General features: G+C 38.6%; 10 protein-coding genes. 1 reads left to right on the top strand and 9 read right to left on the bottom strand.

Translation table 11 applies throughout. The annotated features are described in order from the left end of the window. Positions 1–4 precede the first annotated feature (4 nt). Positions 5–1,300, bottom strand: coding sequence for an ABC transporter permease (locus H729_RS03980; protein ID WP_020448716.1), 1,296 nt, complete (start codon positions 1,298–1,300; stop codon positions 5–7). Further along, complete coding sequence (locus H729_RS03975; protein ID WP_020448715.1) at positions 1,297–2,013, bottom strand: ABC transporter ATP-binding protein; 717 nt, start codon at positions 2,011–2,013, stop codon at positions 1,297–1,299. Before H729_RS03975 ends, H729_RS03980 begins: the two co-directional genes overlap by 4 nt. 185 nt (positions 2,014–2,198) lie before the next feature. Between H729_RS03975 and H729_RS03970 the strand changes: the two genes are divergently transcribed. Further along, entirely contained in the window at positions 2,199–2,816 is a 618-nt protein-coding gene (locus H729_RS03970; protein ID WP_020448714.1) for a hypothetical protein, read from the top strand. 2 nt (positions 2,817–2,818) lie between these two features. Here H729_RS03970 and H729_RS03965 read toward each other — a convergent pair whose 3' ends face one another. The 7 genes from H729_RS03965 to H729_RS03935 are packed head-to-tail and all read right to left on the bottom strand — an operon-like array spanning position 2,819 to position 12,385. Next, entirely contained in the window at positions 2,819–3,634 is an 816-nt protein-coding gene (locus H729_RS03965; protein ID WP_020448713.1) for a cobyric acid synthase, read from the bottom strand. Beyond that, positions 3,631–5,415 carry a cobyric acid synthase gene (locus tag H729_RS03960; protein WP_020448712.1) on the bottom strand — a complete coding sequence of 595 codons (1,785 nt, stop codon included), beginning with the start codon at positions 5,413–5,415 and terminating at the stop codon, positions 3,631–3,633. The genes H729_RS03965 and H729_RS03960 overlap by 4 nt, the downstream gene beginning before the upstream one ends. A 40-nt stretch (positions 5,416–5,455) precedes the next feature. Further along, positions 5,456–5,728, bottom strand: a complete 273-nt coding sequence (locus H729_RS10280; protein ID WP_020448711.1) for a DUF1294 domain-containing protein — start codon at positions 5,726–5,728, stop codon at positions 5,456–5,458. A gap of 28 nt (positions 5,729–5,756) precedes the next feature. Next, a complete protein-coding gene (locus H729_RS03950) occupies positions 5,757–9,737 on the bottom strand; it encodes a DEAD/DEAH box helicase (protein WP_020448710.1) in 3,981 nt (1,326 codons plus the stop codon). Between the two features lie 6 nt (positions 9,738–9,743). After that, complete coding sequence (locus H729_RS03945) at positions 9,744–10,400, bottom strand: endonuclease III domain-containing protein (RefSeq protein WP_020448709.1); 657 nt, start codon at positions 10,398–10,400, stop codon at positions 9,744–9,746. Next, entirely contained in the window at positions 10,378–11,649 is a 1,272-nt protein-coding gene (locus tag H729_RS03940) for a bifunctional folylpolyglutamate synthase/dihydrofolate synthase (RefSeq protein WP_020448708.1), read from the bottom strand. Before H729_RS03940 ends, H729_RS03945 begins: the two co-directional genes overlap by 23 nt. 37 nt (positions 11,650–11,686) lie before the next feature. After that, positions 11,687–12,385, bottom strand: a complete 699-nt coding sequence (locus tag H729_RS03935) for an asparagine synthase C-terminal domain-containing protein (protein ID WP_172618657.1) — start codon at positions 12,383–12,385, stop codon at positions 11,687–11,689. Positions 12,386–12,417: the final 32 nt, after the last annotated feature.

Below are 12,417 nucleotides of genomic sequence, written 5' to 3'. Positions count from 1 at the left end.
AGGATTATTGGCCTTCCTCATTCACTATTTGATTTTTGGGTTTTTTCTTTGAACGGCCTGTGATCAGAATGTCTTTTTTGAACAGTATGACTGCAATTACAATCATTACTGCTGCAAAGAGCAGTTCGTACCCTATACCTGCAAGAACTATCGAATAATTATCCAGCATCAGATTATTTATTGCCATCATAGGGTGACTGAATGGAATTGCAAACAAAAGTCCCTGTATAGCTGTTGGTAGAGCGTTGAAATCAAACAGCATAATCACAAAGAATGGTACCATTGCCAAAAATGTTACAGGCATGATGAGTCCCTGAGCAGTTTTGTAATCTTTAGCAAATATTCCCAGTATCATGCAGAGTGCTAGAGCAGAAAGAATGGCAAGGAACAATGATATGCCGAGCAATAGATAATCAACAATCCCTAGAGACATACCATACTGTACAAGATCTACTTGAGCACCAGACATTAGAGAATCCATGTAGATAATCATACCAACCATGTAAATCAAAGCCATGACCAAGCCTACTATTGCGGCTGCAGCTAGCTTTCCTACTACAATCTGACTACGCTTTACAGGCATAGTCAACAGAGTCTCGAGCGTTTTGTTCTCTTTTTCCATACCCATTGAAGAGATTACAATTCCGCCTGCCATGATAACAATCATCATCACGATTATGGGGACAATGAATGAATTAGACGAAAGGGAAGCGCTAACCAAATCTGGAGTAATATCTTCCATGACATTTCCATTGAAATATGTATTCACATTAGTTCCCTGAGAAATAGGGTTCTGCAATACAGCTGTGGGTATGTCTGAAGATATGCCTGATTTTTCAATCATATGAGCAGACAGATCATTGGAAGCTTGGGATATGATCGCCATAACCATTGATGAGGGGAAAGACTCCAACATACCTGTTGAGTTCATGATGTAATATACATCCAGAGAGGCTTGCTTGCCGCTCGCTATAGTTTCACTGAATCCCTCTGGAATGATTATTAATGCGGTTCCATCTGAACTTTTCACCTTCTCAAGCATTTGATTTATATCCATATTGTCATCGAGGCTGATAGGTTTAGAATTACTCGTTATGGAATCCAAGACTATTGTGGAAAGGTTGCCATTGTCTTCATCAACAATACCAACTGCAGGAGTTTCAGTCAGATCATCAGTTATACCACTCATGAATCCGCCTAACGAAGCAAAAAGAATCGCTATGATTACAACTGGTATGAAAGTTGCAGGCGTAAGAAGCTCCTTAATTTCTTTTCTTAAAATGTTCAAGAGTGGTTTCATCCTACCACCTTCACGAAGACTTCCTCTATGTTTGAAGCATCATATTTTACTTTAAGATCCTGAGGGGTGCCAATTTCTAAAATTTTCCCTTTTGCAATCAGTGCTATGCGATCGCAGATAAGTTCCACTTCAAGCATATTGTGAGAAGATACGATAACAGTCGTGCCTTCTTTTGTCGTCTGTTTTACAGTTGCCCTTACCTTCTGAGCACTGATAACATCCAAACCTGAGGTTAATTCATCAAGAATCGCTAATTTTGGCTTGAACATAAGTGCCCTTCCAACAAGCAGACGGCGGGTCATTCCCTTGCTGTACGTGCTGATTTTATCATTGAGTCTATCGCCTAAACCAGAAATATTTTTCCCACGCTCAGCAATTTCCTGCGCCGCTTTTCCATCTCCAAAGAATCTAGAAAAGAAATCAAGGTATGCTTTTCCAGTTAGATCTTTATAAGCGCCTGACTCTTCTGGAAGATAACTCAAAATTTTTCTTACTTCATTAGGTTCTGTTTCAACATCATGTCCAAACATAGTTATGGTTCCAGAAGTTATCTGGAGAAGTGTAGAGATCATACGCAAAGTCGTACTTTTTCCTGCACCATTTGGCCCTATAAGTCCGAATACTTCCCCCTCATTCACAGAGAAGGAGACGCCGTCAACGACACGGACTCCACCAAATTCTTTGACGAGATTAGTTACTTCAATAGCTGACATATTGTTCCCCCTCCTGGGGGACGTTGAGGTGGCATGTGGATGTAGTTAATATAACATGTATGTCAATTTAGACAAAAAAGATAATGAAAAAAAAGAGATTATGTATGAGAAATCAAAACTAATTGATAATAAATTAATCATCCTGAGGGAAAAACATTAATTATTTGCTCCCCACTTAAAGCGTTATGAGCAGTAACCCGGATGTAGTCTATATTGTCAGGGACGAAGCATTTTTTACAACAGCTGCACTTGCAGATCACATACTAGAAAATGCCAATTCATATCATGCACTGGCAGAAGCAGATAAATTCCCTGGGAGAGATAGAATGGCATTCTCAATTATGCTCACCATGTTCGATGAAATGGGAAAGCTTCTCCACATGGTAAGAGAATGCGAGAAAACTGCGAAAGCAGATCATCCCGATGTAAGAGTGGTAGATTTTCATAATAATTCTTTGAATGGTAGAAGAGGATTGGGACAGATATTAGAAGAAATAAGAACAATAGAGTCTGCATCTGTAAACCTTGGATTTTCAAAGGCTGTAATTACAGAAGAACCGGAATTTCTGAAAGAAGATTACTCATCATTAGATGGCAGATCCAGATATTTCCAGATTGATAAAATCATGAGAAAGGATGAGTACATTCCTACAATCGATATAATGAATAGATATGCTGCAGTAATTGAGAGAAATGCAATGGCTGCAGGAAACTATTTGCATGACCTTGGAAAAGCGCTTGGTTTATGGGTATCACTTGAGTTAAGTCCAGCAGAAAAAAATGGTAAAGTCAGATATCTCTGACTTTACTCATCAATAAAAGATTCAATCAGACTGTAATTCAGATATTTCTGAGAGATAGCATATATCCTTTCTAAATTCTCCATCCAAGCTTCTCGGATATCTGTTCCTTCTGCTTCTGTTCCCCTGCCAGATATGAAATCCAATGAATCCTCTGAAGGAAATAGGAGATTTGCATGAGGCAGCACCCCTGCACAGGGAACACCAATCATTTTTTCAAGTTTATCGATACCCGGGATTAATAAACTCATATCTCCCCTGAATCTATTGATTACGAATGCCTTAACTCTCTGACGATGTTTTTCACTCATAAGAGAATATGTTCCATAAAGTCCAGCAAAAACTCCACCATACTCAATATCCCCTACTAAAATGACAGGTGCATCAGCCATATCTGCAACTGCCATGTTAGACCTGTCGATAAGATTGATTTCTACGGGAGAACCAGACCCTTCAATGATTACAAGATCATTATCCAACTCTGATCTAAGATATGCATCTGCAATGTATTTGTCAATCTCATCCCGAGTGCCGTTGAAAGGTTTTCCTCCCAGAATGGTCTGAGATTGTCCAGGACCATGCGGTTTAATCAGAACGGGGTTCATGTCTGTTTGCGGCTCTTTGTTACACGCCCATGCCTGATATGCCTGAGACATTCCTATTTCTCCCCCAGATTGAGTTGCAAATGAATTTAATGATATATTCTGGGCTTTGAAAGGCACCGTATTGATGCCCTTCGATGTAAAATGCTTACAGAGTATAGCCACTAGTGTCGTTTTCCCAGCACCTGAAGATGTAGCCTGAACCATGATACTAGTCATACCCCATCCTCCATAATCTTCATGATGACTTTCATGTCTATATTGCTCCTGAGCGTTTCTGCCATCAGATCAAGGTCTTTATCAACTTCAGCATCATAGTCGACCTCTTCACTGCTCGTTATGCTGCTTTTTTCCAAAAAATAATCCCTAAATGGTGGCAGATCAAATATGCCATGAAGATATGTTCCTATTACCATCCCATCAGGAGAAATTGAACCCTCTGGGCTCCCATCATCCAATGTTATGAGCGGCTTCTCATGGCTTTCGGTCTTACCCATGTGAATTTCATATCCTCTTATTTCTTCACCGTTTTCAAGACATCCGCATACCTGAACTGTCTTTTTGTCAGTTGTATCAAACACAGTAGAAACATCTAAAAATCCAAGGCCTTCCGCAGCTTTGACATCTCCTTCAATCCCTTCCGTGTCATAGATGCTTTTACCAAGAATCTGGTATCCGCCGCAGATTCCTAGAATCGGTACTTTACCGCGTAGTTCTTTAAGAGTCTCAAAGAAGCCATTTTCTTTCATCCAGGCCATGTCTGCAAATGTGTTTTTAGTACCTGGGATTACAATAGCCCTTGCAGTGCGAAGTTCATTGGGTTGCCTGACAAACTTTACTGACACGCCGCTTAAAGACAAAGCATCAAAGTCAGTAAAATTTGAGATCCTGGGAAGATGAACTATCGCTATATCATTTCCATCTTTTGAAGATTTGAGATCTTGTGAATCTTCTTCTGGAAGAGCATGTTCAATATGAGGAATCACACCTAAAACCGGGATGCCTAGCATTGATTCCAGTTTTTTGATTCCAGAATCCAGACAATCTGCAGATCCATACATATTGTTGAAGATTATTCCTTTGATATGCTTTCTATGTGCAGGTGATAGTAGAGTGATTGTTCCATATGCATACGCAAATGCCCCTCCCCGTATCATATTTACAACAAGGATACATGGAGCATTAGCAATTTCAGCTGCTTTCATATTAGACAGTTCACATTCTGAAAGGTTTATTTCAGCTGGAGAGCCTGCACCTTCAATAACTACAATGTCTCTGGTTCTCCTCAAATATTCCCAGGCATTTGTCACTATATTTATACCTTCATTTACTGTGAAATTTTCATAATATTCAGAAACTGGCATATTTTTGTAAACAGAGCCATTTACAACAACTTGAGAAACATCATCGCCTTGTGGCTTAAGCAGAATCGGATTCATGCTTACTTCTGGATCTGTCCTGGCCGCGATAGCCTGCAGATACTGCGCCCTGGCGATTTCTCCATCTGATATTGCCATAGAATTTAGCGACATATTCTGAGATTTGAATGGGGCAACGTTGTATCCCATGTCAGAGAACACACGGCAGAATGCACTAGCAATTATTGATTTACCAGCCCCTGAAGTAGTCCCAAGAATCATTAGTGGTTTTGCAGACACTGGACATTTTTCCTCAATTTTCTTTTTTATTTCAGCTCTGATCTCGTCAGCAGGTGGTTCTTCTGAAAATGGAAAATTTTCAGAGATGAGTTTAGCCACATCGCTTCTGTGCGTCCAATAACAGTCCTGACAACTCCACACTTCTTCATCGTCGCCTTCTTTATGCACCATCTTTCCCAGTCGTTGATCCATGCAAGGATAAAATGGGCAATAACAATATGCACAATCCTGTCCCTTAAAATGACATGGATAGTAATTGCAATCTTCATTAGGCCCCGGCTTAAATGTCTCAAGCTCGGTTTTTACTACGGCCCAGTATTTTTTCAATAAATCTTCATCCATATGTTTTCTCTCCACAAGTATTGAGTTATAACAGAGCCCATTACATAAATTCAAAAATGACAAGAGCCGCGATTATTATATGTAAAGCCATGAAAACAAAAACCAATTTAAATTTCAGCTTCCTTGTTTTATGGTGATATCTTCTCATACCTGCGTAAGCACCAAACGGCCCGATCAGAGCCGCTAAAAGCAAGGTACTCTCAGATGTTCTATATTGATTATTTATTGCTTTATCTTTATCAGACCTGTACATTAACAGGGATACGAGATTCAAGATGAGATAGATTATCAGTATATAGAATACTATATGCATTAAACATAATAATTGCCGAACTCTCACTTTAAACTAACGGCGGTATTCTCACTTCTACACAGTGCCCTTTATACTCACATTTAAATACTGTTGTGCTGCAGAAGGATCTTAACTTTTTCCAAAGTATAGAATTCTCATATTCCTCAGCTTCAGAAGGTACGCTGTTTAATAGATTCTTTGAACATACAACGATCAAACGGTTCTTGGCTCTGGAAAAAATAACATTCGTACGATTGAGATCTAATATAAACTCTGCATTTCCACTAATTTCAGTAGCATCGCTCTGCGTTCCAGATACAATTATAGTACTACACTGCCCTCCTTGAAACCGTTCCACAGTGTCAATTGGAATTACATCTCCAAGAGATCTCTTCAATGCACTTTTCTGCGCTCTGTGCGGTGTAATCACAGCCGCGTCTTCTTTTTCATCTTTATATCTTAAGATATCCTGAATAATTGATACCTCATAAGGATTGTATTTCTTTGATTCGTGTTCATCGTGAACTATCAAATAAACCCCCGTTCCATCCCAGAGATCAGAAAAGGAATTAATAGCCGATTTATAACATTTCGATGTTGAAGCGGATATTAAATTAATACCTTCTGCATCATATATTTCAGATATTAAATCAGTACATTCTTCATTCATCCTATACGTAACTGTGAGGGGTGATTGATTTGCCACATAATTTAAAGAATCGCCAGATTGTGGGCAGAGACCTCTGATGGCAGCATATGCACTCTGATATGGCTTCAAGATCTCAATTTGTTCCCTTTGCTCATTATTCCAGTCATAAGAGGTAATTGGAGATAATTGCAAAATATCACCTGCAAGCATTATATCACCATTGATATCAAGAGTGGAAGCCAATGATAAGAAATGAGGAAAGATCATCATGCTAGCTTCATCAATAATTAATGAATCTACTAAAAATCCCTCATCAACCATAGCATCTGAAAGTTTTATTATCTGCCCCACAGTTCCACAAAATACCGTTCTGCCACTAGCAATGAAATCCTTTGCTGCTGCAATATTTCTAGGATCGATTGTTCCCTCTCCAGGCGTATCACTAAGTCTCACAAATGCAGGCTTAGAAAAGTATTCATTGTGCATATTTGATGTTTTTACAAATTTATCAATAATTGTATTAATTCTAGATATGAGCTCATTTATTGCAGTATGTGTATTTGCAGAAATTAAAAATATAGAGTGCTCTCCACTTTTCATCAAACGAAGAAGTGTCGCATAAGCCATGGTATTCGTTTTTCCTGTTCCAGGAGGACCAAATAGCAACTGCACTCTGCACTCCAAACCCTCAATACATGCAGTTCTTTGGCAAGTGTTAAGTTTTCCGTTACTAGATTCATACAATATATGATCATATCGTAATTTATCATCTGCTAGTATCGGAAGTTTTGGAGGGACTTTTGGAGATAAGGGATTAAACCATTCAAAAACAGGCGATGATGATGAAGCTATTCTTTTAGAGACTTTCTCATTAGTGAAGTCTGAAATACTTGATACTACAATCCCAAGATTACAGTCATCAAAATCAGATGTTCTAGAACTCATTATATAATTAGATGATCTGCCAGGGAATATTAAAGCTTCCAAATCTCCAACAATAAAATCAATTTTATTAATTATTGCGGTTACCCCTTTTCTTAAAGAATAATCAACAGAATCAGTACTTCCAGAATATGGAATAATTCTAACAAAACTGGATTCTTCAAATTCACATACCTCAAAAAATTTTTCATTGTCGATACCGTATGTCTTGAGATCTAATTGGGCATGCATTATTATTTTATTATTATTTTGTGAAAAACTTATATTTTTTAGAGGAATACATGAACCATCCATGACCCTTGAAAATGTAGGTCTAGCATTATTTGATAGCCATTCGGATTCTTTCATACTGTGATCCAGTTTAAGAAAATCCAAACATGCCTGTTTTATGGAGTATCTTGATTTGAATTCTTCTTTTAAACAGGTTAATTCATTTAAATTGATGGGGGGCTTGCTGATGATGAATGTAGGCTGTCGTTTTCCAGACTGCGTTTCTTTAGGCATGAGTCGTTCGTCTAGCCATCTTAGTGCCTGACATTTAGCCTTCATGAATCCATTAATATAGTCTGATTTTCCTGCATTCCGGTATTCAGTCATCGCAGTATAGGCCCTGCTGTCACTGATTTTCCAGACAGATTCTGGATCCCACATCATATGCCAATATGGTAGAGATATCAATGAATCTGCCATAATTCTGACTTCATAATATTTTCCGTTATCAGAAGAATACAGCTTTCCATCCTTCTCATCTAACTTAGCTATGAGATCAAAAATATCCTGTCTAAAAGAACGCCTGAAATTAATTATTTCGTTTCCGACTTGTCTATTCCAGTGAAAATACCATCCAAACCAACCAAGTGAAGTTACAGATGCTAATGATTGAGAAATTTTCCCAATTGATATTTTTCGTTTTATCTCATTGTATATGGAAGAATATATGACCTGCTCAAGATTGTGCGTGCATTCTGCCCTGCAACCAAGCAGTTCAACTAGATTCCCCAAAACATCACCGCCGGCTCTTTTACATCCGTCTATGAAATGTCTCATATCAGATTCGGACCAGACATAGAAGTGAAGTGCTCTTTCAGTTCCATTTCCAATATCCGAGAGTATGTTTGAAATACTCAAGAAAAAATTCTCCAATAGCTCTCTTTCTTTCAGATCGTTTTTGTCTGAAGAGTCAGTCCATGCAGATTCCATTATAACTGATACTTCTTTTGCATTCATTCTGCTGATATTGTTTCTAGATTGGTCGCACTCCATTAAATCTGGACTAGCATTTTTTCCTTTTTCAAAATAAATGTATTTTTCAGAATCTGTTATGTGAGCTGCTACACCTAGAAGTCTATCTTCTACCGGATCCCATTCTACATCAAGATATATACAAATAAGTCTGCTTTCTCCTTGAACATGATCTGGAAGTGTGGAGATCTCTCCATTGTTGTACGCCTGAACTGGATAACCATATCCATCCAGTAAACCGGCCATTTTTGTCTCTGCATCCAGCTTTAGTCTTGAAATACTACTTTTAAAAGCTGGGCACATTCGGAGTTCTTCGGATTTTTCCAGAGGCATGCTCATGATGTCATCGAGGGTGTGTATATCTGACTGCTTTAGTGCTCTGTTTTCCGAGATAGAAAGACCAAGCAACTCTATTTTCCTTTTTCTTATGTTCTCTGCAGCACAGATCGCAGAATGAGTGCACATACTACATTTAGATCCTAAATGGTAATCAATATGACTGTAATCTGAGATATATGCTGCATAGAGAGGGCCATTTATATCAACTAACTCCCTCAGATCAAGCATTTCATTTTCAAGGTTCAAAGACGGAACTTCAAAAGGATCTTGAACTCCAGCATGTCCTTCTACCCTTACAACTGCGCATTCAATCACGACATCCCTTTTAACTCCGCCAATTACAACTCCTTCTGCAAATTTCTGTTTGATCATCAATACATATGAAGCAAGCTGGATTCTATGATAAGTCTTGTCTTTCCTACTGGATTTACACTCCAAAATTCGTATAACTGGATTACCAGAAATCCATCTCAAAATAACAAAATCCATTTGACCGTGTAATGTAAACGCTCCCTCATCAGAACATATTTCAACTTCTCTCATGAAAACGTCTTTAGATTCTCTAGCATTTTCCAGATAATCTATGAAAGAATCCCAATCTGTATATTCTACTCCTCGAGATTTACTTGTGCAACCAAGAAATTCAATATTATATTTATTTTTTAAAATATCTGAAACTTTTTCTTCTGCGGATCTTCCAGCTTCAACTAATATTGGGTTTATAGGACTTCTTACAAGGTGATAGTACGGAAAATTAGCCTCTGTGGATGTCTTGTCAGCACGGAGCTTAAATTTTATAGCACAACTATTCTGAGTTATATATTCACCAATATCTGTAACTCTAATATCTATACCCATAAGATCTCACTCAGATTCGTTTCTAAATTCTCTGCACAGATCTTTCAAAGGACATATTTGATGTTTAGGTCTTTGAGGAGTGCAGATTTCCTGCCCAAATCTCACAAATAGATCGTTAATTTCCAGCCATCGATCTCTAGGTACAGCAGTCTGAAGCTGCATTTCAGTTTCTTCAGGTGTCTTAGAATCTACAATTCCAATCCTGTTAGAGATTCTATGGACATGAGTGTCAACACAGATTGAATCTATTCTATATGCATATCCAAGAAGACAATTGGCGGTTTTCCTCCCTACCATTGGAAGCTTTACGAGTTCATTGATATCTTTCGGAACCTCGCTGTTGTAGTCTTCACACAATATTCTAGAAATCTCTTTAATCGCCTTAGCTTTATTGAAATGGAAATTAACGTTGCTGATTATATCATTCACATCATCAAGATCAGCATCCACAAGTGTTTCCGGTGTGGGATATTTCTTGAATAGTCTTTCAGATGCAGCATACGTAATCTCATCCCGGTTTCGCTGAGACAGTACTGTAGATATGAGAACAGTAAATGGTGTAGCATTCCAAGTAGGGGTTTTAGCTAATGCCGTTGGAGATTCCGTTCCTTCGAATAGTTTTGTAAGACGGTCTAAAACTTCACAAGATACTTTCTGAGACATTGAGCACCTCCATAGCTTCACCTGCCATATACAATGATCCAGTTATCAATATAGTTCCGTTAGAGCCTGCATTTTCTTTTGCAGCTGATATGGCGCATTTCAAAGAAGGGCAGATCTGTACTTTTGTATATGGTTCAAAATATTTAGAAGCCTGTTCTGCAGAGAGGGCTCTTTTCGAATCAGGCGTGACTATGAAAGCCTTCTCAGAAATTGCCCCAAACTTCTCTGCTACGGCCTTTACATCCTTATCCTTAAGAATTCCAAAGATCAAAATAACGTTACCAAATATTCTTTTCACTTCAGATGCTACGACTTCAGCTCCAGCAGGAGTATGAGTGCAATCAATTATGATCCTGGGATTAAAAGAAACAGTCTCCAATCTGCCTGGCCATTTGGTGTTCTGGAGACCTCGGAGAAAAGCTTCATCTGGGATGTAAAATCCGCGATTCATCAGTTCTCTTAGCATGATAACTGCTAAAGCACAATTATCCCCCTGATAAGACCCAATAAGTGGTACTGAAAGGTTCATCCCCACGGCGTCAGAAAATATCTCAGTCCCATTAGAGTCAGAAGATATTATCTCGAATTTTGAGTTCTCTCCTGCCACTATGAGCATGTCCGTTTTAGATCTTATGACTTTTATAACATCATCAGGCTGTTTAGAACATACTACGGGAATTCCTGGTTTGATTATTCCTGCCTTCTCTGCAGCAATTTTAGCAAGTGTGTCTCCTAGAAACTCTGCATGTTCCATACTAATAGGTGTAATTGCACAAACTTCTGGCGAGATGACGTTTGTAGAGTCCAATCTACCACCCATCCCAACTTCAATTACTGCAATCTCTACCCCACATCTAGCAAAGTGCGCAAAGGCAATTGCAGTAGTAAGTTCAAAAAATGTCAATTTTTTAGATTCACTCAACATTTTATCAGCATGATATTTGACATCTTTAGCCAACTCAAGAAACTCACTGTCTGAAATTTTTTTCCCACACACGCGTATTCTTTCGCTGAAATCTACCAGATGAGGAGACGTATAAAGCCCTGTAATATATCCAGATTCACGTAAAACAGATTCAGTCATTGCACTTACTGAGCCTTTGCCATTGGTTCCGGCAATATGAACCGATTTAAACTTTTCATGAGGGTTACCCATGCGTTTCAAAAGTTCTTTAGTGTTTTCTAACCCAAACTTTATGCCTGAGGCTTCCTGTGCAAAAAGCCATTCGAGAACTTCTCTGCGGTCCACAAAAGCCTATTTCGTATTTTGCATAATTATGTTGCGATCAAATATTCTCTTTTTTTAACGAAGAGATATACTCATCCAATGTTTGATTGTTCTTTTTGGAGCAGGATTTTAAAGATTTCATGATTCCTGAACCATATTGTGCCGCCTTTTTCTTTCTTGAAGCGATAGTTTTTAACCCAAGCTCCTCAGCCAAAATTCTAAGAGGGATCTTATTTACTCCTCCCGATATCTTATCAGACATAGGAATGGACAGAGCTACCTCGGCTACTCGCTCATTTAAGAATGGTCTCCACAACGTTTTGCAGTATGCTGAAGCAATCAGATCCTCCTTGAGCATGATGTTTGTAAAAAGCCGCTCATAATCGTTCTTAGATGATGATTCAGCTTCACTGATTGACATTTCTGAGTAACGGTTGTAACCTCCAAAAAGTTCGTCTGCTCCCTGGCCGCTTATCAAATTTTCTTCATCAATTCTTGAAGCCAATATCTGAAGCGGCAGTTCATAAGAGAGTTCTAATGGAGAAAGATCGACAATCTTCAGAACTTTACAGCATTCTTCAAGAATAAGCTCATCCGTAATGACTATTCCAGTCCATGGAAGTCCGATTTCCTGAGCCCCCTGTTCTCCAGCGATAAGATCATGTGAGTTTTCTATTCCTACTGTGTATAATTTTGGCGTGAAGTATTTTTTAGAGAGTGCAGAAAGAACTCCACAATCTAAACCCCCTGAAAACATCACAGCTTGCGGTGATGGGATTTTTTTTATCA

Origin of the sequence: Candidatus Methanomassiliicoccus intestinalis Issoire-Mx1 (genome assembly GCF_000404225.1) — an archaeon.
Taxonomy (GTDB): Archaea; Thermoplasmatota; Thermoplasmata; order Methanomassiliicoccales; family Methanomassiliicoccaceae; genus Methanomassiliicoccus_A; species Methanomassiliicoccus_A intestinalis.
The sequence above is the reverse complement of the archived record's forward strand: the minus strand, read 5'-3'. Positions and strand labels throughout refer to the sequence as shown.